23 protein-coding genes are annotated in these 23,091 nt (G+C 67.6%); 9 read left to right on the forward strand and 14 right to left on the reverse strand.

The genetic code is table 11. The features are described from left to right. Positions 1 to 144: 144 nt before the first annotated feature. Positions 145 to 1,743 (reverse strand): ABC-F family ATP-binding cassette domain-containing protein, encoded by a 1,599-nt coding sequence (locus WFH44_RS08600; protein ID WP_336713316.1) that lies wholly within the window; start codon positions 1,741 to 1,743, stop codon positions 145 to 147. A gap of 162 nt (positions 1,744 to 1,905) precedes the next feature. Here WFH44_RS08600 and WFH44_RS08605 point away from each other — a divergent pair, with 162 nt between their 5' ends. From WFH44_RS08605 to ypfJ, 4 genes are read left to right on the forward strand one after another with little or no spacing between them, the layout of a single operon-like run. Then, positions 1,906 to 2,601: a biotin transporter BioY gene (locus WFH44_RS08605; protein WP_336713318.1), complete on the forward strand. Its 696-nt coding sequence runs from the start codon at positions 1,906 to 1,908 to the stop codon at positions 2,599 to 2,601. Between the two features lie 2 nt (positions 2,602 to 2,603). Further along, positions 2,604 to 3,314: an energy-coupling factor ABC transporter ATP-binding protein gene (locus tag WFH44_RS08610; RefSeq protein ID WP_336713320.1), complete on the forward strand. Its 711-nt coding sequence runs from the start codon at positions 2,604 to 2,606 to the stop codon at positions 3,312 to 3,314. Further along, a complete protein-coding gene (locus tag WFH44_RS08615) occupies positions 3,315 to 3,941 on the forward strand; it encodes an energy-coupling factor transporter transmembrane component T family protein (RefSeq protein WP_336713322.1) in 627 nt (208 codons plus the stop codon). It begins immediately after the preceding gene. Positions 3,942 to 3,975: 34 nt separating this feature from the next. Further along, a complete protein-coding gene (gene ypfJ, locus WFH44_RS08620; RefSeq protein ID WP_336713324.1) occupies positions 3,976 to 4,875 on the forward strand; it encodes a KPN_02809 family neutral zinc metallopeptidase in 900 nt (299 codons plus the stop codon). On the opposite strand, the gene WFH44_RS08625 is transcribed toward ypfJ, so the two are convergent. The 7 genes from WFH44_RS08625 to WFH44_RS08655 form a co-directional block, all read right to left on the reverse strand. Next, a complete protein-coding gene (locus WFH44_RS08625; RefSeq protein WP_336713326.1) occupies positions 4,872 to 5,612 on the reverse strand; it encodes a Pr6Pr family membrane protein in 741 nt (246 codons plus the stop codon). The two genes, ypfJ and WFH44_RS08625, sit on opposite strands and share 4 nt — an antisense overlap. Before the next feature lie 106 nt (positions 5,613 to 5,718). Continuing rightward, on the reverse strand, positions 5,719 to 6,048 hold the full coding sequence (locus WFH44_RS08630) for a metal-sulfur cluster assembly factor (protein ID WP_262104433.1): 330 nt from the start codon (positions 6,046 to 6,048) through the stop codon (positions 5,719 to 5,721). A gap of 2 nt (positions 6,049 to 6,050) precedes the next feature. Then, on the reverse strand, positions 6,051 to 6,815 hold the full coding sequence (gene sufC, locus WFH44_RS08635; protein ID WP_336713327.1) for a Fe-S cluster assembly ATPase SufC: 765 nt from the start codon (positions 6,813 to 6,815) through the stop codon (positions 6,051 to 6,053). A gap of 68 nt (positions 6,816 to 6,883) precedes the next feature. Beyond that, complete coding sequence (locus tag WFH44_RS08640; RefSeq protein ID WP_336713329.1) at positions 6,884 to 7,243, reverse strand: non-heme iron oxygenase ferredoxin subunit; 360 nt, start codon at positions 7,241 to 7,243, stop codon at positions 6,884 to 6,886. After that, positions 7,243 to 8,526 (reverse strand): Fe-S cluster assembly protein SufD, encoded by a 1,284-nt coding sequence (gene sufD, locus WFH44_RS08645; RefSeq protein ID WP_336713331.1) that lies wholly within the window; start codon positions 8,524 to 8,526, stop codon positions 7,243 to 7,245. The genes WFH44_RS08640 and sufD overlap by 1 nt, the downstream gene beginning before the upstream one ends. Continuing rightward, a complete protein-coding gene (sufB, locus tag WFH44_RS08650) occupies positions 8,526 to 10,010 on the reverse strand; it encodes a Fe-S cluster assembly protein SufB (RefSeq protein ID WP_336713333.1) in 1,485 nt (494 codons plus the stop codon). The genes sufD and sufB overlap by 1 nt, the downstream gene beginning before the upstream one ends. Continuing rightward, on the reverse strand, positions 10,010 to 10,789 hold the full coding sequence (locus WFH44_RS08655; RefSeq protein WP_336713335.1) for a helix-turn-helix transcriptional regulator: 780 nt from the start codon (positions 10,787 to 10,789) through the stop codon (positions 10,010 to 10,012). The genes sufB and WFH44_RS08655 overlap by 1 nt, the downstream gene beginning before the upstream one ends. Positions 10,790 to 10,892: 103 nt before the next feature. On the opposite strand from WFH44_RS08655, the gene WFH44_RS08660 reads away from it, so the two are divergent. Genes WFH44_RS08660 through WFH44_RS08670 form a run of 3 tightly spaced genes read left to right on the forward strand, consistent with a single transcriptional unit; the run spans position 10,893 to position 13,553 of the window. Then, complete coding sequence (locus WFH44_RS08660; protein ID WP_336713337.1) at positions 10,893 to 11,849, forward strand: ABC transporter ATP-binding protein; 957 nt, start codon at positions 10,893 to 10,895, stop codon at positions 11,847 to 11,849. Next, positions 11,846 to 12,589, forward strand: coding sequence for an ABC transporter permease (locus tag WFH44_RS08665; protein ID WP_336713338.1), 744 nt, complete (start codon positions 11,846 to 11,848; stop codon positions 12,587 to 12,589). The genes WFH44_RS08660 and WFH44_RS08665 overlap by 4 nt, the downstream gene beginning before the upstream one ends. A 4-nt stretch (positions 12,590 to 12,593) precedes the next feature. Next, the gene (locus tag WFH44_RS08670; RefSeq protein WP_336713339.1) at positions 12,594 to 13,553 is read left to right on the forward strand and encodes a COX15/CtaA family protein; all 960 of its coding nucleotides are present in this window, start codon (positions 12,594 to 12,596) and stop codon (positions 13,551 to 13,553) included. Between the two features lie 16 nt (positions 13,554 to 13,569). Here the strand turns inward: WFH44_RS08670 and WFH44_RS08675 are convergent, their stop codons facing one another. The 6 genes from WFH44_RS08675 to WFH44_RS08700 form a co-directional block, all read right to left on the reverse strand. Then, a complete protein-coding gene (locus WFH44_RS08675; RefSeq protein ID WP_336713341.1) occupies positions 13,570 to 14,322 on the reverse strand; it encodes an SDR family oxidoreductase in 753 nt (250 codons plus the stop codon). 19 nt (positions 14,323 to 14,341) lie between these two features. After that, entirely contained in the window at positions 14,342 to 15,121 is a 780-nt protein-coding gene (locus WFH44_RS08680; RefSeq protein ID WP_336713649.1) for an SDR family NAD(P)-dependent oxidoreductase, read from the reverse strand. A gap of 47 nt (positions 15,122 to 15,168) precedes the next feature. Continuing rightward, entirely contained in the window at positions 15,169 to 16,506 is a 1,338-nt protein-coding gene (locus WFH44_RS08685; protein ID WP_336713343.1) for an MFS transporter, read from the reverse strand. Between the two features lie 29 nt (positions 16,507 to 16,535). After that, complete coding sequence (locus tag WFH44_RS08690) at positions 16,536 to 17,423, reverse strand: polysaccharide deacetylase family protein (RefSeq protein WP_336713344.1); 888 nt, start codon at positions 17,421 to 17,423, stop codon at positions 16,536 to 16,538. 30 nt (positions 17,424 to 17,453) lie between these two features. Continuing rightward, entirely contained in the window at positions 17,454 to 18,422 is a 969-nt protein-coding gene (locus tag WFH44_RS08695) for an asparaginase (protein ID WP_336713346.1), read from the reverse strand. Positions 18,423 to 18,600: 178 nt separating this feature from the next. Beyond that, positions 18,601 to 19,566 carry a heme o synthase gene (locus tag WFH44_RS08700; protein ID WP_336713348.1) on the reverse strand — a complete coding sequence of 322 codons (966 nt, stop codon included), beginning with the start codon at positions 19,564 to 19,566 and terminating at the stop codon, positions 18,601 to 18,603. 292 nt (positions 19,567 to 19,858) lie between these two features. Here WFH44_RS08700 and tkt point away from each other — a divergent pair, with 292 nt between their 5' ends. Continuing rightward, positions 19,859 to 21,964 carry a transketolase gene (tkt, locus tag WFH44_RS08705; RefSeq protein ID WP_336713350.1) on the forward strand — a complete coding sequence of 702 codons (2,106 nt, stop codon included), beginning with the start codon at positions 19,859 to 19,861 and terminating at the stop codon, positions 21,962 to 21,964. Between the two features lie 10 nt (positions 21,965 to 21,974). After that, positions 21,975 to 23,090 (forward strand): transaldolase, encoded by a 1,116-nt coding sequence (gene tal / locus WFH44_RS08710; protein WP_336713352.1) that lies wholly within the window; start codon positions 21,975 to 21,977, stop codon positions 23,088 to 23,090. The last annotated feature ends 1 nt before the right edge of the window (position 23,091 follow it).

Below are 23,091 nucleotides of genomic sequence, written 5' to 3' on the forward strand. Positions count from 1 at the left end.
CTGAAACGGAATTGCTCAGGCGCGCATCGCCGACCGAGGAACGAGGGCAAGGGAGCAGCGAGGGACCCGGCCTGAGCTTGCGAAGGCTGGGGAAGCTGCGACCGCTAAGTGCCGTGCAATTGCGGTTCGAGGCCGCTCCCGGAATCAGGCCAGGGTGACCAGGTCCAGGTAGTCCTCGTTCCAAAGGTCTTCGACGCCGTCGGGCAGCAGGACCACGCGCTCCGGATTCAGCGCCTCGACGGCGCCCTCGTCGTGGCTGACCATAACGACGGCGCCGGTATAGTTCCGCAGCGCGCCGAGGATTTCGGCGCGGCTGGCCGGGTCCAGGTTGTTCGTGGGCTCATCGAGCAGCAGCACGTTGGCCGACGAGGCAACGATGGTGGCCAGCGCCAGCCGGGTCTTCTCGCCGCCGGAGAGCACGCCGGCCGGCTTGCTCACGTCGTCCCCGGAGAACAGGAAGGAACCAAGGATGTTCCGGACCTGCGTGTCCTGCAGGTCCGGCGCCGCGGTCCGCATGTTCTCCAGCACGGTGCGTTCGGTGTCCAGCGTGTCGTGCTCCTGGGCGTAGTAGCCGATCTTAAGCCCGTGGCCCGGGACGACTTCGCCGGTGTCCGGTGTGTCGACGCCGGCCAGCATCCGCAGCAAGGTGGTCTTGCCGGCGCCGTTGAGTCCGAGGATCACTACCTTGGAACCGCGGTCGATCGCGAGGTCCACGTCGGTGAAGATCTCCAGCGAACCGTAGGACTTGCTGAGCCCTTCGGCCGTCATCGGGGTCTTGCCGCAAGGGGCGGGGTCCGGGAAGCGCAGGGCCGCGACCTTGTCCTGGGCCCGCACGGCATCCAGCCCGTCGAGCAGCCGTTCGGCGCGCTTGGCCATGTTCTGGGCCGCGACGGCCTTGGTGGCCTTGGCACGCATTTTGTTGGCCTGGTCCAGCAGGACCTGCGCCTTCTTCTCGGCGTTGGCACGTTCGCGTTTGCGGGCGCGCTCGTCGGTTTCGCGCTGCTGCAGGTAGCGCTTCCAGTTCATGTTGTAGATGTCGACGGCGGCGCGGTTCGCGTCCAGGTGGAAGACCTTGTTGACGGTCGCCTCCAGCAGGCCGGTGTCGTGGCTGATCACGATCAGCCCACCCTGGTGGTTCTTCAGGAACTCGCGCAGCCAGCTGATCGAATCGGCGTCCAGGTGGTTCGTCGGCTCGTCCAGCAGCATGGTGTCGGCTCCGGAGTAGAGGATCCGGGCCAGTTCGACGCGCCGCCGCTGGCCGCCGGAGAGGGTCTTGAGCGGCTGGTTGAGGATGCGCTCGGGCAACTGGAGATTGGAGGAGATCGCGGCGGCCTCGGCCTCGGCGGCATAACCGCCGCCGGCCAGGAACTCCGCCTCCAGCCGGTCGTACCGGCGCATGGCCTTGGCGTGCACTGCCGGATCCTCGCTGGCCATTTCCTGCTGCGCCTTCCGCAGCTTCCCGACGATGACGTCGAGTCCGCGGGCGGACAGGATCCGGTCCCTGGCCAGCTGGTCCATGTTGGGCGTGCGCGGATCCTGCGGCAGGTAGCCGACCTCACCGTTGCGGATCACCTGGCCGGCGGCCGGAATGCCCTCACCCGCCAGCACCCTGGTCAGGGTGGTCTTGCCGGCACCATTGCGGCCGACCAGCCCGATCTTGTCCCCCTTGTCCACACGGAAGGACACCGCCTCCATGAGCAAACGCGCTCCGGCTCGCAGCTCAAGTTCGCTGACGGTAATCACAGATGGGACCTCTCGATGGGGATGGGGGCCGGAATGGGCCCCATCCATTCTACGGGCCACCTGGTCTTAGTCGGAAACCTACAAGACCACGCAGGCCCGCAGGGGCTATTGTCTGTGTGAATCACCGGCCGTTTGTGCCGGATCGACAGAAGGAATCCCACCATGCCCGCTTCGGAAGACATCCGGCACTCCCCTTCGGCAGAGTCAGGACCGGCACGGCCCGGAACGGCGGAGCCGGATCCGGTGTCCATCCCCGCACCGCCCGCCGTCGGTAAGGGGCGCCGCTCCTGGAACGGCACCGACCTCGCGCTGATCGCCGTTTTCGCCGCCCTCACGGCCGCCTCCGTGGCCGTCCCGCCGATCCCGGCCGGCAACGTCGTCGGCGTGCCGATCACCCTGCAGACCATGATTGTGGCCATGGCCGGCCTGGTCCTGGGCGGCTCCCGCGCCGCGGCAGCCGTCGGCTTGTACGTCCTGCTCGGCCTGGTCGGGCTGCCCATCTTCGCCGGCTTCCAGGGCGGACTCGGCGTGCTGGCCGCGGGCTCGGCCGGCTATCTGCTGTCCTTCCCCTTCACCGCGGCCCTGATCGGTTTCCTCGCCGGCAGCATCCTCCGCCGCAGCTCCAAGGTTGGCACCGTGACCACGGTGCTGCTCTTCCTGGCCGCAACCGCCGGCACGCTGTTGACCCATGCCATGGGCGTGGCCGGCATGATGCTCAACGGCCAACTGGCGCTGCCCGCGGCGCTGGTAGCCGACCTTCCCTTCATCCCCGGCGACCTCGCCAAGAACGCCGTGGCGGCCGCGATCGCCCTCAGCCTGCACAAGGCCTTCCCCGACCTGCTGCGCCGGAAGCGTTGAGCATGATCCGGTTCCGGAACGTGCGGGTGCTGGGCGACGGGGCGGGCGAGACGCCGGCCGCGCCCATCCTGAGCGTGCCCGAACTGGAGCTGCCGGAGGACCGGATCAGCGTGATCGGGGCCAACGGCTCCGGGAAGTCGACCCTGCTGAAGCTCATCAACGGCCTCGTGGTCCCGGACGAGGGTGCCGTTGACGTCGACGGCCTCGGCACCGCCTCGGCCGCGGCCGCCGTCCGGCGCCGGGTTGCCTTCGTTTTCACGGACCCGCTGTCCCAGCTGGTCATGCCGACCCCGCTGGAGGACGCCGAGCTGTCCCTGCGCCGGAAGTACCGCAAGCGGACGGAGCGCCGCGCTGCCGCGCTGTCGCTGCTGCAGGACTTCGGGCTCGCGCACCTGGCGGACCAGAGCATCTACCAGCTCTCCGGCGGAGAACGCCAGCTTGCGGCGCTGGCCAGCGTGCTGGCGGTCGATCCCGCCGTACTCGTGCTGGACGAGCCTTCCACCCTGCTGGACCTGCGCAACACGATGCTGCTGCGCCGCCGGCTCGCCGCGCTGCCGCAGCAGCTGGTCACTGCAACGCACGACCTGGAACTGGCGCAGGACAGTGTCCGGACCCTGGTGGTGGACGGAGGACGGATCGTGTACGACGGCGAGCCCGCGGCCGCCGTCTCCTTCTACCGTGAGCTGAGTGCCCACGTCGCGGGGAGCGGCTGAGTGCGCGGCCACGCCCATTTGATCAGCGCTTACGTACCCGGCAGCAGCTGGCTGCACCGGGCACCGCTCGCGCTGAAGTTCGGGCTCCTCGTGGCCACGGGGGTGGCCGTGCTGGCCCTCCGCGAACCGGCGCCGCGCGCCGTCGTGCTTGCCGCCGTCGTTATTGTCCACCTGGCCGCCGGCCTGCCTGCCCGCCGGCTGGTGGCGCCGCTGCGCAGCATGTGGCTGTTCCTGCTGGTGGTGCTCGGCTACCGCTGGTGGGTGGACTCGCTCCCCGCGGCGCTGGGCGTCGCCGCCGGTCTGGTCGCGTGCATCTACGCCGCCAACCTGCTGACGTCCACCACGGAGGTCCAGCGGCTGCTGGACGGCCTCGTCGCGGCGGTCACGCCCCTGCGGCGGTTCGGCGCGGACCCGGAGCGCTTCGCGCTGACCATCGGTTTGATGCTGCGCAGCATCCCGTTCCTGCTCGGCTCCCTGCATGATGTCCGGGACGCCGCCCGCGCCCGGGGCCTCGGGACGTCGCCGCGGGCCATCGTGCAGCCGGTCCTGATCGGCGCCGTGGCCTACGCCCGCCAGACCGGGGACGCCCTGGCCGCGCGCGGGCTCGGCGAAAAGACCACGGACTGACCCGCCCCGCGGGACCGGGCGCTATTGTTAGCGCATGAGTTTCAATCAGGGCTCGCGGCTTGACACGTCGCAGGTTTCGGACCGGCGCGGCGGGATGGGCGGGAAGATCGCCATCGGCGGCGGCGGGCTCATCCTGCTGATCGCCAGCCTGCTCGGTGTTCCGCCCGAGCTGCTGCAGAGCCTCACCGGCGCCGCGCCGACGTCGGAGCAGGTGGCCGCCGACGGCCAGGAGCTCCGGCAGGAATGCGAGACCGGGGCGGACGCGAATGCGCGGCGCGATTGCCGGGTTGTCGCCACGGTCAACAGCCTCAACCGCTACTGGGGCGAGGCGCTCCCCCGCTACAACCTGCAGTACCCGGTTCCCGCTGCCGTGCTGTTCGACGGCCAGGTCAGCACCGGCTGCGGCAGCGCCACCAGCGCCGTCGGACCGTTCTACTGCCCGCGGGATTCCACGGCGTACTTCGATGTGGGCTTCTTCGACCAGCTCACCGACCAGCTCGGCGCCGCCGAGGGCCCGCTGGCCGAGGAATACGTCGTGGCCCACGAATTCGGGCACCACATCCAGAACCTGACCGGGGTCCTGGACTACTCCCAGCAGGACCCGCAGGGCCAGGGCTCCGGGGCAGTCCGCGTGGAGCTGCAGGCCGACTGCTATGCCGGAGTCTGGGCGGGCAACGCCACCGAGCAGGTGGATCCGGCCACGGGCAAGCCGTTCATGCAGCCGCTGACCAGCCAGGACCTAAGCGACGCGCTCTCCGCGGCCTCCGCCGTCGGCGATGACCGGATCCAGGCGGCCAGCAGCGGCCAGGTCAACCCGCACACGTGGACCCACGGCTCAAGCGAGCAGCGCCAGGCATGGTTCACGCAGGGCTACGAGAGCCGGGATCCGGGCGCCTGCGACACCTTCAACGCCGCCAACCTGGACCGGCCCTAGAGGTTCCGGTCCTCCACCTCGGCCCGCGCCTCATCGCCGAAACCCGGCAGGTAGCCGTCCGGCTCGCGGCCCATGGCCAGGTCGAGCGCCAGGAAGACGAAGCCCGCCCCAAGCCAGAGCAGCAGGACCAGCACGCTGTTGACCAGGACCGGACCGATGCCTGACAGGCCGACGTCGAGCAGTGGATAGGGGTACCAGGCCGTGGCTGCGCCGCGGATCAGCACGCCGAGGAGCCAAGCGGCGGGATAGACCAGGGACCAGAGGACCCGCAGCGGCGTGATCCGGGGCCGCGGCCCGAAGATCAGCCAGCCGACAATGACCATGATGGGGACCGCGTAGTGCAGGAGCCGGTCCGCGAACACCGCCGTAGGGCTCAGGGCGGCAAAGGCCGGGACGCCGCGGAAGGGCGTGAACTGGAGCAGGAGAAGCAGCAGTGTCCCGGCCAGCGTGATCACGCGGACGGCGCGCCAGACCCGTCCCCCGACGCGTGCAGGCTCCATGAGGAGGCTGAGCGACACGATGAAGACGAGCGCGTTGAGGTGGAGGCTGGCCGAGCCGAGGAAGTTCCACCAGGTGTGGGCGGGGGCCACCACCTCCGCCGGCGATTCTCCGGTGGCCATGATCTGCAGGACCAGCCCGAGGACCGCCATCAGGGCCGTCGCACCGTGGAACAGCCGCGCCGCGGTTTCCTCGTTGTAGCGTCCGGCGGCCGGGCCGGCAAGGGTTGGTTCTGCCATGCCTCGATGCTAGCGCCAATTACGACGGCGTCGGGCGGCAGGGCGGTTAAAGCAGCGGTTGCCGGTCCCTGGCCGGGACCGGCAACCGCACAGCTGCGCAGGGCAGCTAGATGTTGAAACCGAGGGCACGCATCTGGTCGCGGCCGTCGTCCGTGATTTTCTCCGGACCCCACGGCGGCATCCAGACCCAGTTCAGGCGCCATTCGTCGACGACGCCGTCCAAGGCCTTGCCGGTCTGCTCTTCGATGACGTCCGTCAGCGGGCACGCCGCGGTGGTGAGCGTCATGTCGATCAGCAGCGCGCCGTCCTCGGCGTACTTGAGGCCGTACAGGAGCCCGAGGTCAACGACATTGACGCCGAGTTCCGGGTCGATGACGTCCTTCAGGGCCTCTTCGACGTCCTCCAGCGAGGTGCGGGAAGCGTTGGTTTCGGTCATGATCAGGCCTTTGCAGCGGTGGGCAGGAAGCGGTCGTAGCCTTCCTCTTCCAGCCGGTCCGCGAGCTCGGGGCCGCCCTCTTCGGCGATCTTGCCGTCGACGAAGACGTGCACGAAATCCGGCTTGATGTAGCGCAGGATCCGGGTGTAGTGGGTGATGAGCAGGGTGCCCAGGCCGCCGGCCTCGTGGACCCGGTTGTGCCCTTCGGAGACGACCTTGAGCGCGTCGACGTCCAGGCCGGAGTCGGTTTCGTCCATGATGGCGAACTTCGGCTTGAAGAGCTCGAGCTGCAGGATCTCGACGCGCTTCTTCTCGCCGCCGGAGAAGCCTTCGTTGACATTGCGCTGGGCGAAGTCCGCGTCGATGCGCAGCTGGCTCATCGCTTCCTTGACGTCCTTGGTCCAGGTACGCAGCTTCGGAGCCTCGCCGTCCAGGGCGGTCTTGGCGGTGCGCAGGAAGTTGGTCATGGTCACGCCGGGGACCTCGACCGGGTACTGCATGGCGAGGAAGAGGCCGGCACGGGCGCGCTCGTCAACGCTCATCTGAAGGACGTCCTCGCCGTCCAGGGTGATGGAGCCGGAGTCCACGGTGTAGCGCGGGTGGCCCGCAATGGTGGAAGCCAGCGTGGACTTGCCGGAGCCGTTCGGGCCCATGATCGCGTGGATCTCGCCGGTGTTGATGGTGAGGGAAACGCCCTTGAGGATTTCCTTCTTGCCCTGCTCCGTCTCGATGCTGACGTGGAGGTCCTTGATGTCCAGAGTCGACATATTCTCTGCTTTCTCCTGTGCGGCAGCCCGTGTCGGGCGGCCGCCTCTTCGTGAAGTTGTTGAAATTCTTAGTTCAGGTCCGGAGCGCTGGCTCCGTTGATGACGGTCGCGACGTCGACGTACACGTCGTCGCCGTCGACGGTCAGCGCGAACACCGGAACGGGGTCGTAGGCCGGCAGGCTCAGGGGCTGGCCGCTGCGCAGGTCGAATTGGGAACCGTGGCCCCAGCATTCGATCGTGCAGTCCTCGACGTCGCCTTCCGAGAGCGAGTAGTCCTCGTGCGAGCACGTGTCCCCCAGCGCATGGAGTTCGCCGTCGGAATCACGCACGACCGCCACCGGATACTCGTCGATCAGAATGCGCAGCGCCTGCTTGACCTGCACGTCGGAGGCCTTGCAGACGAGCTTTCCCCGCGGTGTTTCCGCCATCAGAGGTTCCCTGCCGCCAGTTCCCGCTCGAGGGCCTCGGTCAGCCGCTCCTCCAGCTCCGGAACCCGGATCTGCTGGATGATCTCGTTGAGGAAGCCGCGGACCACCAGGCGGCGGGCTTCATTCTCGGGGATACCTCGGGCCATCAGGTAGAACAGGTGCTCGTCGTCGAACCGTCCGGTGGTGCTGGCGTGGCCGGCACCCTCGATCAGGCCGGTCTCGATCTCCAGGTTCGGCACGGAGTCGGCGCGTGCGCCGTCCGTCAGGACCAGGTTGCGGTTGGCCTCGTAGCTGTCGGTGCCCTCGGCCTCCTTGCGGATCAGGACGTCGCCCACCCAGACGGTGTGCGCGGCCTCGCCCTGCAGGGCGCCCTTGTACAGCACGCGGGACTTGCAGTTCGGCACCGCGTGGTCGACGAACAGCCGCTGTTCCAGGTGCTGTCCGGCGTCCGCGAAGTAAAGGCCGAAGAGCTCGACGTCGCCGCCCGGCTGGCTGAACCGCGCCGACGGGGTCACGCGGACCAGGTCGCCGCCGAGGCTGACGGTCACGTGCTTGAACTTCGCGTCGCGGCCGATCCTGGCCTGCTGCGACGAGGCGTGCACCGCGTCGTCGTTCCATTCCTGGACGGAGACCACGGTGAGCTCGGCGCCGTCGCGGACGTCGATCTCGACGTTCTGCGACACCGTCGTGGTGCCCTTGTGGTCGAGGACGACGACGGCCTTGGAGAAGGGCTCGGCGACGATCACCAGGTGCTGGGCCGAAGCCTCGGTCGCGGTGCCGTCAATCGCGACGACGACGCCGGTCTCCAGTTCCGTTTCGGCCGGAATCGTCAGCACGGTGGCCTCGGTGAAGGCCTCCCAGGCAGCCGCGGACACCCGGTCCTCGGGAATGCCGGCGCTGCCGATGCGGGCATCGCTGCGGTCCACGGTCTCCACCTTCACGGCGGACGGGGCTGCGCCGCCTTCCGGACCGGTGACGGTCACGGTCGGGGCGGCTCCGGTGAGCGCCTCGGTGTGCAGGCCGCGCAGGCGCTTCAGCGGGGTGAACCGCCAATCCTCCTCGCGCCCGGTCAGCTGCGGGAAATCGGCCAGCTTGTAGGAGGTGCGGCGTCCGGCGCGGGAGCTGTCCGGAACACCGACGCCGCCGCCGTGGCTGTGGCCCTTGGTGCTGGCACCGGCGAGCGGCCCCTGGCCGGCGTTGACCGGCGAGAGGTCCTCGCCTTCCTCGGAGAACCCGTCGATGGCCGGAGCACCGATGCGTGCTTTCTCAGTGGTCTCAGTCATTAACCTACGGATCCTTCCATCTGCAATTCGATCAGGCGGTTGAGCTCGAGGGCGTATTCCATCGGCAGCTCGCGGGCGATGGGTTCGACGAACCCGCGCACGATCATGGCCATGGCCTCGTCCTCGGGCATGCCTCGGGACATCAGGTAGAACAGCTGCTCTTCGCTGACGCGGGAGACCGTCGCCTCGTGCCCCATGGTCACGTCGTCCTGGCGGACGTCGATGTAGGGGTAGGTGTCCGAGCGCGAAATCGTGTCCACCAGCAGGGCGTCGCAGACCACGCTGTTCTTGGAGTTCTTCGCGCTCTCCCGGACCTGGACGAGGCCGCGGTAAGCAGCCCGCCCGCCGCCGCGCGCCACCGACTTGGAGACGATGGAGCTGGAGGTGTTCGGGGCGATGTGGACCATCTTGGACCCGGTGTCCTGGTGCTGGCCTGCGCCGGCGAACGCGATGGAGAGCGTCTCGCCCTTCGCGTGCTCGCCGGTCAGGTACACGGCCGGGTACTTCATGGTGACCTTCGAGCCGATGTTGCCGTCGACCCACTCCATGGTCGCGCCCTCATGGGCGACGGCGCGCTTGGTCACCAGGTTGTAGACGTTGTTCGACCAGTTCTGGATCGTCGTGTAGCGGACGCGGGCGCCCTTCTTCACGACGATTTCGACGACGGCGGAGTGCAGCGAGTCCGACGTGTAGATCGGCGCGGTGCAGCCTTCGATGTAGTGGACGTAGGAATCCTCGTCCGCGATGATGAGCGTGCGCTCGAACTGGCCCATGTTCTCCGTGTTGATGCGGAAGTAGGCCTGCAGCGGGATCTCGACGTGGACGCCCTTCGGGACGTACACGAAGGAACCGCCGGACCACACGGCGGTATTCAGGGAGGCGAACTTGTTATCGCCCACCGGAATCACGGAGCCGAAGTACTCTTCGAAGATCTCCGGGTGTTCCTTCAGCGCGGTGTCGGTGTCCAGGAAGATGACGCCCTGGGCTTCCAGGTCCTCGCGGATCTGGTGGTAGACGACCTCCGACTCGTACTGGGCGGCGACGCCGGAAACGAGGCGGCTCCGTTCAGCTTCGGGGATGCCGAGCTTCTCGTAGGTGTTCCGGATGTCCTCCGGCAGGTCCTCCCACGTTGCGGCCTGCTTCTCCGTCGAGCGGACGAAGTACTTGATGTTGTCGAAGTCGATCCCGGAGAGGTCCGCGCCCCACGTCGGCATGGGCTTGCGGTCGAAGTACTTCAGCCCCTTGAGGCGAAGATCCAGCATCCATTCCGGCTCGTTCTTCTTAGCCGAAATATCGCGGACGACTTCCTCGTTCAGGCCGCGGCGGGCATTGGCGCCCGCATCGTTCTTATCCGCCCAACCGAACGCGTAGTTCCCGATGCCATGCAGCTCGGGGTTCTTCTCAAGGATCTCGGAAATGGTGGTGTCGGAGACATCGGTGTTGCCGACGGCATCCTTCACGCCCTGATCCACTTGGTCCGTCATTACGGCCTCTCCTGCAGATTGATGGATACTCTTCTGGTGCCTGGCGCCGGCTCGGAATCCCGAACCGCAGACCTTGTTCGGCCCACGGGAATGTGGGTCGTACAGACGTGGCCCCCGCTCGAGAGCGTGGACAGGCGGCGCACATCCACTCCGAGCAGTCGGGCAAAAACTTCGGTTTCGCTGTCGCAGAACGCGGGGAATTCCGCCGCGAGCTGCTGGATCGGGCAGTGTCCCTGGCATAGCTGCACCGCCAGCATCGTGCTGTGCGGGGACTTCTGGCCAACCACGGTGGTCGAGCCAACGAAGCCGTCTTCGCTCAGGGCCTTGGCCAGTGCCTCGGCCTTCGCCTCGATCTCCGGCCCTGCCGCCTCGACGACGGGTCGGTAGCGCTGTTCCATGTCAGCGTAGCGCCGCCGGGCGAAGGCCGCTACGGCTTCCTCGCCGGCCGCCTCGGACAGCGCGTTGAGGGCGTCGCGGGCGATCACCAGATAGTCGTCACCGAGCTTCGACTGGCCCTGCCGGCTGAGCACGTAGCGCCGGGCGGGACGCCCGGCCCCGGTGGCCGAGTTGGTCACCAGCTTGATCTCGATCAGGCCGGCGCGTGAGAGCGCGTCCAGGTGCCGGCGGACCGCCGCGGGCGTAAAGCCCAGGATCTCACCCAGCTCAGCGGCGCTGACCGGGCCGTGCTCCAGAACGGCGTGCAGGACCTTGTCCCGCGTGCGCTCCTCGGTTTCCGCCGCCTGGGCGCGCGCAGAAGGAGGGTTTGTCATGGAATACACAACACAATCATGACTTATTCTCTTCCCGCCCTCCAGTAAGGCGCCCCTTAGCGTGGCCGGGCACGGCCGCGGCGGGCGGCTCTACGTCGCGTAGAATGTTCTGGTGCCTCATTCCGATCCCTGCCTCGACATCCAGGGGCTCGTCAAAGATCTTGGGCCGGTCGCAGCTCTGGACGGCAAGATGGTCCGCGTGATCGACGGCGTGCACCTGCGCGCCTTCCCGGGCCAGGTTACCGCGCTGCTCGGCGCCAACGGGGCCGGCAAGACGACCACGCTCGAGTGTGCCCAGGGCCTGACCCGACCCAACGGCGGCAGCGTCCGGCTCCTCGGCCAGGATCCTTTCGAAGCCGGAGCCGGGCTGCGCAGCCGTGTCGGCGTCATGCTGCAGGAGGGCGGCCTGCCGCAGGCGGTGCGGCCCGTCCCGTTGCTGCGCCACGTGGCCGGCATGTATGCCAAGCCCCGGAGCGTCGACGACCTCGTCGAGCGGTTGGGCATCCACCACTTCTCCAACACCCCGATCCGGCGCCTCTCCGGCGGCCAGAAACAGCGGGTCGCCCTCGCCGCGGCCCTGGTCGGGGACCCCGAAGTCCTGTTCCTGGACGAACCCAGTGCCGGCCTTGATCCGCAGTCCCGCGCCGTGGTCTTCGACCTGATCCAGGAGCTGCGGGCCGAGGGCCTGGGCATCATCCTCACCACCCACCTCATGGACGACGCACAGCGCCTGGCGGACTACGTCTTCATCATCGACGCCGGCAAGACGGTCGCCCACGGAACCGTCGCGGAACTGACCAAGGCCACGGACGAAAGCGCCGGCGTCGAACGCCTCCTGACGTTCGATGCCCGGGCCGGGCTGGACCTGGCCGAGCTGCGGGCGCTGCCGCTCGAAGTGCACGAGGCCGTGCCCGGACGCTACACCGTGACCGGGGCGCTGGCACCGGAGCACCTGGTGCGGCTGGCGCAGTTCTGGGCCGCGCAGGGCGTGATGCCGGCGGCGATCCACATGGCGCCGCGGTCACTGGAAGACGTCTTCCTCGACATTTCCGGAAAGGAGCTGCGGTGAACGCCCCCGCCCCGCTGCTGCGCCGTGTCCTGCTGCAGGGCCGCTACGAGACGATGGCCATGCTGCGCAACGGCGAACAGCTGCTGATCGCGGTGATCCTGCCGCTGATGGCGCTGATCGGCCTGTCCATCACTCCCCTGCTCGATGAGTTCACCGACAGCCGGATCGACATGGCCACGCCCGGCGTGCTGGCCCTGTGCGCCGTGTCCACCGGGCTCACGGGCCAGGGCATCGCCACCGGCTTCGACCGCCGCTACGGCGTCCTGCGCTTCCTGTCGACCACTCCCCTCGGCCAAAGCGGGCTGATCCTCGGCAAGGTCATCGCCGTCCTCACCGTGCTGGCCATCCAGACCGTCGTGATCAGCACCGTGGCACTGCTGCTCGGCTGGCACCCGGCGCCGGGTGGCATCCTGCCCGCGCTCGTGCAGCTGGTGCTCGGCGCCGGCGCATTCACCTCCCTCGGGCTGCTGATCGCGGGCACGGTACGGCCCGAGGCGACGCTGGCCATCACCAACCTGCTGTGGGTGCTGCTGGCGGCCGCCGGCGGCATCCTGTTCCCCGTCGCCAGCTGGCCCGATGTGTACGAGCCGGTGGCCCACCTGCTGCCGTCCACCGCGCTGGGCGACGCCCTGCGCAGCGCGCTCATGCAGGCCGAATTCAACCTCACCGCCTCAATTGTTCTGCTGGTTTGGACCGTCGTGGCCAGCCTGGCAGCCATCCGCTGGTTCAAATGGAGCTGAAACTATGACCGGAACACCACACGCCCAGCGACGGGAGACCAACGGACTGCCGCAGCGGCTGCCGCTGGAGCCCAACAAGGCCGTCCGGTCCCTGGCCGTGGCCTCGCTGGTCTCGGAAATCCTCATCGTGGTCACAGGCGGCGCCGTCCGGCTGACCTCCTCCGGCCTCGGCTGCCCGACCTGGCCCAAATGCACCCCTGAGTCCTTGCACGCGACCGCCGAAATGGGCATCCACGGCGCGATCGAGTTCGGCAACCGGCTGCTGACCTTCGTGCTGGTGGCCATCGCCTTCGCGATGCTGGTGTCCGTCTGGCGCATGGCCAAGCAGCGCAAGGACCTCTTCCGGCTGTCCATCGCGCTGCTGGCTGGCATTCCCGCGCAGGCCGTGATCGGCGGCATCACCGTCTGGACGCACCTGAACCCGTGGGTCGTCGGGTGCCACTTCGTCGTCTCGATGTCCATGGTCACCCTGGCCACCCTGCTGGTCCATCGCGCTTGGCTTGACAACGCGCGCGCCTCCACCGTGGTGCAGAGATTCACGACGTCGACTGTGCGGCAATTGCTGTGGGCCCTCGCCGTCCTGAGCGGGCTGGCGATCCTCCTCGGCGTGATGGTGACCGGATCCGGCCCCCACGCCGGCGACGCGATGGCCCCGCGCAACAACCTCCATCCGGACCTGATCACCCGCGTCCACGTCCTGCCCGTGTACCTGCTCGTCGCCACCACCGTGGTGCTGCTGGTGATGGCCTACCGGAACTCCCGCTTCGTCCCGCTCCGCCGCCCGCTGCTGCTCTTCGCCGCCGTCGTCGCGCTGCAGGCCGTCATCGGCTACTGGCAGCACTTCACCGGCCTCCCCATCCTGCTGGTGGGTCTGCATATGCTCGGCGCGTCGCTGCTCGCCGCCGCGTGCGCCCACGTGGTCTACGTGGGCGTCACACGGCAGCCTGCCGCCCTCCGGCACTGACCGGAACGGCCCGAGGCTACGGCATCACGTCGCCGCTGTTGGGGCCCAGCGTCTGCCCGGTGTAGAGATCTCCACCGGGCGAGGACGCCAGCAGCAGGGCCGTGGGCGCCACCTCACGGGCCTGTCCGAAGCGGCCGATGGGCAGCTCCGCCTGCTTGGACGCCTTCCATTCCTCAGAGAGTCCGTCGATCAGCGGAGTAAAGATCGGCCCCGGCGCTATGGCATTGACCAGGATCTTGTGTTCGGCCAGCTCCAGGGCCAGGGCCTTGGTCATGCCGATGACCCCGGCCTTGGCGGCCACGTAGTGCGTCAAACCGACCCCGCCCTTGAGGCCCAACTGGGACGCGATGTTGATGATCCTTCCGCCGCCGCGATTCACCATGTGCGGCGCCGCCCAACGTGCGGCAAGGAACACGCCCTTCAGGTCCACGGCGATGGTCCTGTCGAACGTCGCTTCGCTCATTTCCAGCAGCGGCGTTTCGTCGAGAATTCCGGCGGCGCTGACCAGGATGTCGATGCCGCCGAACCGGTCGGCAATGTCGTCCATCGCATTCCTCACGGCCTCGCCGTCGGTGACGTCCACGGCGAGGGCCGCGGTGCGGCCGGCGAAGCCGCCGGCCTCCTCCGCAACTGCCGAGGCGTGCTGCTCGTCCCGGTCAAGCAGTGCGACGTCGGCGCCCTCCTGGGCAAAAAGCAGCGCGATGGCTGCACCGATTCCACTGCCTCCGCCGGTAATAGCGGCGACCCTGCCTTCGAGCTGTCGTCCCATCGCAACTCCTTTCCGAAGTTCAGCTTGGCCAGCGGACGGTCAGGCCGCCGTCGACCGTCAGCTGCTGTCCGGTGACGTAGGCCGAGTCGTCGCTAGTTAGGAAGCGGATGGCGCGGGCGGCTTCGTCGACGTTGCCCACGCGGCCCCAGGGGATGATGTTCCCGGCGGCGTCGAGGCCGGCCCGGCCCAGCGAATTGACCGGGTCCAGGGACTGGGGGCTCTCGATGAGGCCGGGGATGATGGCGTTGACCCGGATTCGCCGCGGTGCCAGCTCCACCGCGAGGGAACGGCACAGGCCGAGCAGCCCGGCCTTCGCCGCGGCGTAGTGGCTGTGCTCTTCCCAACCGTAGACGCCGCCGGCGATCGAAGAGGTGGCCACCATCGCCCCGCCGCGGTCCATCCGCGCGCTGCAGGATCGGAAGACCCGCAGTACGCCCGAGAGGTCGACGGACATCATGTCGTCCCACGCCTGGTCGGTCATGTCGGCCAGGGCCGCGCGGCGCAGGATACCGGCGGCAGCTACCGAGATGTCCAGCCGCTCGAACTCATCCAGCGCGGCCTGGGCGAGTTGCTCGGTGTCCTCGAAACGGCGCACGTCCATGGGGACGGCCAGGCACTGGCCGCCCGCATCCTCCACGGCGCGAACAGTATCCCTCGCGTCGTGGGGATCCGAAGGCAGATAGCCGATCACGCTGTGGGCACCGGCACGGGCGTAGGCGACGGCCAGCGCCCGGCCGATTCCGCTGCCGCCGCCGGAGATGACAGCGACCTTGCCCTCGAGTCCGTCGTCGCGGTTCAAGCCGCCGGCCGGCCCTCTGCTGTGGTCCCGGTTTGCGTCGAAGGAGGTCATGCGATCACCGTCGTCTTCTGATGGGCGTCACGGATGGTGTGTGTCCCGGCCATGCACAGAGCCGAGATGAACAGCCCGCCCGTGCCGGTGATGATCGCCGCCCAACCCGTCTCGACGCCTGCGGCGAGCAGGATAGTGAGCAGGCCTGACCCGGCGATCCCGCCGACGGGTGCCATCACGTGGGCCACGTTCGTGCCCATGCCGCGCACATGGGCCGGGAACGACTCGCCCATGTAGAACAGCAGCGCCGCATAGGGCCCCGTGAGGAAGAAGAGCGTCAGCGCGTAGAGGGGGATGATGATGGCCGGGATGCCCGGGCCCAGCAGCATGATCAGACTGACGATGCCGCCGGCAAGCCAGCCGAGGACGACCGTGCGCTTGCGTGTGATTTTGTCCCCGAGCCAGCCATGGAATACGTAGCCTACGAAGCCCACCGCATTGGCCAGAACCAGGATAACCAGGGCGTTGTCGAAGGAGACTCCCTTGGCATCGACCAGGATGGTGGTGCCGAGGACCGAGAAGATCATGATGGAGATCCAGTTGAAGAACCAGGATAGGGCCAGCAGGATGGTGTGCCAGCGCAGCTCCGGGGTGAAGACATCCTTTACCCCGGTGGCATGGTGGGCTGCCTCCTCGAGGTCGTGTTCGGCGGCGAGGCTGTGGGCGCCTTCCACGTCGCCGCCGGCGCGCCGGCGTTTCACCTCCTGCATGGCAGCGAAGGTGGGCGATTCCGGCAGCCGGAGGGCCATGGCCACCACGACCAGGGACAGGACGGCAGCCACCACGAAGGTCCAGCGCCAGCCGATGATCGGGAGCAGCAGGGCCGAAAGGCCTGCGGAAATCAGGGCGCCGACGGGCCAACCGCCCTGTACCAGTGAGTACATCAGACCCCGGCTCTTGGCCTCCTTGTATATTTCGTTCAAGTAGACCGCGTTGACGACTTCCTCGGACATAGAGAACCCGGTGAAGGAACGAATGATGACGAGGCTTACAGCCCCGACCGCGAGTCCGGTCAAGCCGGAAGCCAGTGCCCCGCCGAGCATGAGGACTATGAGGGCCTTCTTGCGGCCCATCTTGTCGAGAATGGTGCCCACGAGCAGGGAGACGATGAACACGCCGATGGTGGCGAAGGTGTTGATGGCCGTGGATTGGGCCGTTGTCCAGCCGAAATCCTCGGCGATGACGGGCAGCAGGGTGCCGAAGAGCGTGTAGTCATAGACCGAGGCCACCCAGGCAATGAAGCAGACAACTGAGACCTGGGTGATCGTCTTCTTGGTGATCTTGACGTTCCATGGCTCAACGGAGCGTCCGTGGGGGGAATTTAGCGTTGACATTGCTGTTGCTTTCCTTGGTGCCAGGACCTTCACATGTCCTGGCGGGGGTGCCGGGCGGAGAAGTCCCGGGCGAGGTCTTCCATGACGGCGAACTCGACGCCGTCGTGCTGCTGGATGTGGTCGAACAGCCGTTCAAGCATGAGCAGGTTCTGGGGCTTGCCGGACACGTCCGGGTGGATGGTGATGGGAAAGACGGCGTAGTCCATCTCGCGGTGTACCCAGTCGAACTGGTCTTTCCAAAGCTGCTCGATGTCCCAGGGGCTCACGAAGCCGTGGCTGTTGGGGCTGGACTTAATGAACATCATCGGCGGCAGGTCGTCGAGGTACCACGAGGCCGGAATCTCGATCAGGTCGGTCTCCTGGCCGCGGACCAGCGGCTTCATCCACTCCCGGGCGGACTCGGCTTCGTAGTCGATCTTGGTCCAGCTGTCGCCGACCCGCACGTAGTAGGGGGAGAAGTCGTTGTGCATGAGGGAGTGGTCGTAGAGGAATCCGCGCTCAAGCAGGATCTCGTTGGTCACGGGAGAAAACTCCCACCAGGGAGCCACGTAGCCTACCGGCTTGCGCCCGGACCGCTGCTCGATGAGGCCGGTGCAGTAGTCCAGAACTTCAGTCTCCTGCTTTCTTGTCATTGCGATGGGGTTTTCGTGGCTGTACCCGTGCACTCCGATTTCGTGACCGGCAGCAACGACGGCGTCGAACTGCTCCGGGAAGGTTTCGACCGAATGGCCCGGCCAGAACCAGGTCACCGACATCTCGCGGCGCTGGGCGAGCTGAAGCAGCCGGGGCACACCGACTTCACCGGCGAACAGGCCGCGGGAGATGTCCCCCGGGGAGTTCTCTCCGCCGTATGAGCCGAGCCAGCCGCCCACGGCGTCGACGTCGATGCCGACCGAGACGTAGATCTTCTTGGACATTAGTGTCTCCTCTGCTGGCGGTGGATGTTCTTAGAGGTAGGCGTCGAAGACTCCGGCGAATTCTTCCCGCGGCGTGCCCTGCGAGAGAAGGACGGCGGCGAGGATGCGCGCCTGGAACGGGTTGAGGTCCAGTGAAGGGATGGCGCCTGCTGCCACCAAGTCGATGCCACCGCCGTTGCCGTAGGTGGGGACCACCGGCCCCCATGGCGCACGGGTGCTGAGCACGACTATGCAGCCACCGTCTGTCGCGTGTTTGACGGCTTCGGCGAACCCCGGTCCCGCGTTGCCGACCCCGGTACCGGCCAGCACGACCGCGTGGCTCCCGAGCCGCACGGCATGATCCAGGAGGGCCGGGGTCGCCCCCGGGTACGCGGTGACGATTTCCACCCGGGTTTCATCAAACGCGGCAGGGAGCGGCGGCAGGGCCGGGTACCGGCGGGGCGTGGCCGTGACCACGAACCGGCCGCCCGCCATGTGGGCGACCTCGGTGCCGCCGCCGAACGGGTTGTCCGCGGTGGTATGGACCTTGCGGGCCCCGCGGGCGGAACGGACCGTGCCGTTGAAACTGATGAGCGCTCCGGCCCCACGCAAGTGTTCGTCGGCCGCTGCCCTCACCGCTTCCGCGACGTTGCGCGGGCCGTCCGCGTCGGGGCTGTCTGCAGTGCGCTGCGCGCCCGTGACGACGACGGGCTTCGCCGAAGCGTGCAGGAGGTCGAGCAGGAACGTCGTTTCCTCGAGAGTGTCCGTACCGTGGGTGACCACCACGCCATCGGTGCCCGGATCGGAAACGGCCTGCCCGACGGCCTCGGCTATTCGCCGCAGGTCCGCTAGGTCCAGCCTGTAGCTGCCGGTGGTCAGGACATCGCGTGCGCTGACCGTGACATCGCGGTGCGGGATCGGAACCAAGGCCGACGACGTATCGGTAGCGACAGCTCCCCCGGAGCCGTGGCTGCGAGAGGCAATAGTGCCGCCGGTGCCCAACAGCTGGATGTGGGCCACCGTACGCCTCCTTTACGAGAGGGGCAGGTTCGTGGGGGCAAGCCGCCTCTGCGAAGAAGGCGGCACCGGTTCCCAGATATGACGCATATCATACCAAGAAAAGCAAGTGGGCTTCGCATTGCACAATGAAAACCGGCTCCGTCCCCGGCGTCAGGGGGCCCGGCCGAGGGCCCTTCGCCTAGAAACCGGCGAAGACGGGGCCGCCCACGAAGGGGTCGACGGCCAGTGCGAGGAAGAGTACCGTCAGATAGCTGATGGAGCCGTGGAAGACGCGCATGGCGCTCTTGTTGGTCTCCGCGGGCGTCTCGGTGCCGCGCTTGGCAAGGTTGTACAGCCGGTGGGACTCGTACACGAAATAGCCGCCGCTGAGCAGGGCGGCGATGGTGTAGATCCAGCCCGCCCCGCCGACGGGCGCGAGCAGGAGGGAACAGGCCAGCGTTGCCCAGGCGTACAGGACCACCTGCACCGAGACCTGGCGCGCGCTTGCAATGGCGCCGAGCATCGGCACGTTGGCGGCGTTGTAGTCGTCGCTGTACTTCATCGACAGCGGCCAGTAATGCGGCGGCGTCCAGAGGAAGATCACCATGAACAGGATGATCGCCGGCCACGCGACGGTTTCCGTGACGGCCGCCCAGGCGATCAGCACCGGGAAGCAGCCCGCGGCGCCGCCCCACACGATGTTCTGCGCGGTGCGGCGCTTGAGGATCAGCGTGTAGATGACGACGTAGAAGAAGATGGCCCCCACGCCCAGCATGCCGGCGAGCGGGTTCGCCCCGAACCAGAGGATCAGGATGGAAAGGATCCCCAGCGCCCAGGAGAAGACCAGCGCTTCGCGGGGCGTGACCTCCCCCGTGACCAGGGGCCGGTTCTCGGTCCGGTGCATGAGCTTGTCCATGTCCCGGTCGATGTAGCAGTTGAAGGACCCCGCCGAGCCGGCGGCGAGGGCGCCGCCGATCATGGTGGCGGCGATGAGGCCGAGGCTCGGGAACCCGCCGGCGGCGAAGATCATCGTGGGGAGCGTGGTGACCAGAAGGAGTTCCATGACGCGCGGCTTGGTGAGCGCTACGTAGGCCTTGACTTTACGTCCGAAGCCGGTCTTGACGGGTACGTCAGCTACCTGTTCCGGAGCGCTCAGGATCTTCAAGGAAAAACCACACAGTTCTGCTGGGATAAACGGGACTCAGTGCGGCCCTCGTCGGGCCTAGCACCGGCCCGGGCCCGTGAGGGCGCAACCGGAGCCAAGGTGCCCCTCCATCATATCCTCTATGACCTGTAGAAATCTCCCCGGGAGTGTGTGTCCCACTATTACCGGTCGCAGGCCATCGCATCCTGCTTGCAGCAGGCCCCAAGGCGCTAAGGTGGACTTGTGCCTGCCGAGAGGCAGTTTCGGGGCCATTTAGCGCCTGTCAGACTCACGACGAGAGAGGGACCCCCCAGTGCCACATTCGGAAGAACTGTCCTGGACCGATCTGGACCAGCGCGCGGTGGACACGGTGCGTGTCCTGGCCGCCGACGCCGTCGAAAAGGTCGGGAACGGACATCCCGGCACGGCCATGAGCCTGGCGCCTGCCGCCTATCTCCTCTTCCAGAAGCTGATGCGCCATGACCCGTCTGATCCCCAGTGGGTTGGCCGCGACCGCTTCATCCTCTCCCCCGGCCATACGTCGCTGACCCTGTACATCCAGCTGTTCCTGTCGGGCTACGGGCTGGAGATCGAGGACCTGCGCCGGCTGCGCACGTGGGATTCGCTGACTCCCGGGCACCCGGAATACCGCCACACACCCGGCGTCGAAATCACCACGGGCCCGCTGGGGCAGGGTCTCGCGTCCGCCGTCGGCTTTGCCTACGCGCAGCGCCGCACCCGCGGCCTGTACGACCCGCAGGCCGAAGCGGGCAAGAGCCCGTTCGACCACACCATCTGGGTCATCGCGTCCGATGGCGACCTGCAGGAGGGCGTCACCTCCGAAGCCTCCTCGCTGGCCGGGCACCAGGAGCTGGGCAACCTGGTGGTGCTCTACGACGAGAACCACATCTCGATCGAGGACGATACGGACATCTCCTTCACCGAGGACGTCCTGCAGCGCTACGAGGCCTACGGCTGGCACACGCAGCGCGTGGACTGGACCCGCACGGGCGAGTACAAAGAGGATGTCGAGGAGCTGTTCAACGCCCTCAAGGCTGCCAAGGCGGAAACAACACGGCCGTCCATCATCTCCCTGCGCACCATCATCGGCTGGCCCGCGCCGAAGAAGCAGAACACCGGCAAGATCCACGGTTCCGCGCTCGGCGCCGAAGAGGTTGCCGGCGTGAAGGAAGTCCTGGGGTTCGATCCGGAGCAGCGCTTCCACGTGGACGCGGACGTCCTGGAACACGCCCGGCAGGTGGCCGCGCGCGGCAAGGAAGCCCGGGCCGAATGGGAGAGCTCCTACGCCCAGTGGCGGGAGTCCAACCAGGACGCCGCAGCCCTGCTGGACCGGGTCGAAAAGTTCGAACTGCCGCAGGACTGGGCGGAGTCGCTCCCGGTGTTCGGCACGGAAAAGGATGTCTCGACCCGTGCCGCGTCCGGTAAGGTCCTCAACGCCATCGGACCGGTGCTTCCCGAGCTGTGGGGCGGATCGGCGGACCTGGCCGAGTCCAACAACACCACGATCGAAAGCGCCCCCTCGTTCATTCCGGAGTCCCGGCAGACTGACGCATGGTCCGGCAACCCCTACGGCCGCGTCCTGCACTTCGGCATCCGTGAGCACGCCGCCGCGGCGATCGTCAATGGCATCGTGCTCAGCTCGAAGACCCGCGCCTTCTCCGGCACGTTCCTGATCTTCAGCGACTACCAGCGGCCGGCCATCCGCCTCGGCGCCCTGATGGGCGTTCCGTCGATCTACGTCTGGACGCACGATTCGATCGGCCTCGGCGAGGACGGTCCGACCCACCAGCCGGTCGAGCAGCTGGCGAGCCTGCGCGCGATCCCGGGCCTCGACGTCGTCCGCCCCGCAGACGCCAACGAGGTGGCCCAGGCCTGGAAGGTGATCCTGGAGAACCACGAGAATCCCGCCGGCATCGTCCTAACACGCCAGAACCTGCCGGTGTTCGACCGCGGCGACGGCGGATTCGCCTCCGCGGACAATGTGGCGCGGGGCGCCTACGTCCTGGCCGAGGCCGAGAAGGACGGCCAGGCCGTCCAGCCGGACGTCATCCTCCTCGCAACCGGCTCCGAGGTGCAGCTCGCGGTTGAGGCCCGGGAAACCCTGCAGGGCGAGGGTGTCGCCGCCCGCGTCGTCTCGGTGCCGTGCCTCGAGTGGTTCGACCGGCAGGACGCCCAGTACCGCGAATCCGTCCTACCCGCGGCCGTCCGCGCCCGTGTCTCGGTCGAGGCCGGGGTGGCCCAGAGCTGGCACCGCCTCGTCGGCGACGCCGGCCGCTGCGTCAGCCTCGAGCATTTCGGTGCCTCGGCCGACTACAAGACGCTGTTCCGTGAGTTCGGGATCACCTCGGAGGCCGTTACCGCGGCCGCCCGTGATTCCATCGCCCAGGCAACTTCCTAAGGAGCCCCGCATGTCCAACAAGAACACCCAGGCCCTGTCCGACGCCGGAGTCTCGATCTGGCTTGACGACCTCTCCCGCGAGCTGATCACCACCGGCGAGCTGCGGAACCTGATCGCCGAGAAGAACGTCGTCGGCGTGACGACGAACCCGTCCATCTTCGCCGCCGCGCTCAAGAACGGCGAGTCCTACGCCGCCCAGATCGCCGAGCTCGCCGAGGAACAGGCCGACGTCGACGCCGCGGTTTTCGCGATCACCACCGATGATGTCTCCGAGGCGTGCGACATCTTCTCGGGCCTCGCCAAGCAGACCGGCGGGGTCGACGGACGCGTGTCCATCGAGGTCGATCCCCGGCTGGCGAGGGACACCGCCGGAACCATCGACGAGGCGCGCAAGCTGCACGCGAAGGTCAACCGGAGCAACGTGTTCATCAAGATTCCGGCGACGGTGGAGGGGCTGGAAGCCATCACCACCACCCTGGCCGCGGGGATCAGCGTCAACGTCACCCTGATCTTCTCGCTCGAACGCTACCGCGAGGTGATCAACGCCTTTATGCTCGGGCTCGAGCAGGCCAAGGAGAACGGCCACAAACTGGCCCACATCCACTCGGTCGCCTCCTTCTTCGTTTCCCGCGTGGACACGGAGATCGACAAGCGGCTCGAAGCCAACGGCAGCGACGAGGCCAAGGCCCTGATGGGCAAGTCCGGCATCGCCAACGCGCGGCTGGCCTACCAGGTCTACGAAGAGCTCTTCTCCAGCGAACGCTGGCAGCTGCTGGCTGAGGCCGGCGCCCGCCCGCAGCGGCCGCTCTGGGCCTCCACCGGCGTCAAGAACCCGGACTACCCGGACACCATGTACGTGACTGACCTGGTGGCCGAGGGAATCGTGAACACCATGCCGGACAAGACGCTCGAGGCGGTCGTCGACCACGGCGAGGTCAAGGGCAACACCGTCGCGGGCACCTATGAGGAAGCGAACCGCGTGCTGGACGCCGTGGATGCGCAGGGCATCTCGTACAAGGAGGTCGTGGACCTCCTCGAAGAGGAAGGACTCGAGAAGTTCGTGGCCAGCTGGTCCGAACTCCTCCAGACCGTCCGGACCGCGCTGGACGAGGCGGGGCAGGAGTAAC

Source organism: Arthrobacter sp. USHLN218 (assembly GCF_037144715.1).
Lineage (GTDB): Bacteria > Actinomycetota > Actinomycetes > Actinomycetales > Micrococcaceae > Crystallibacter.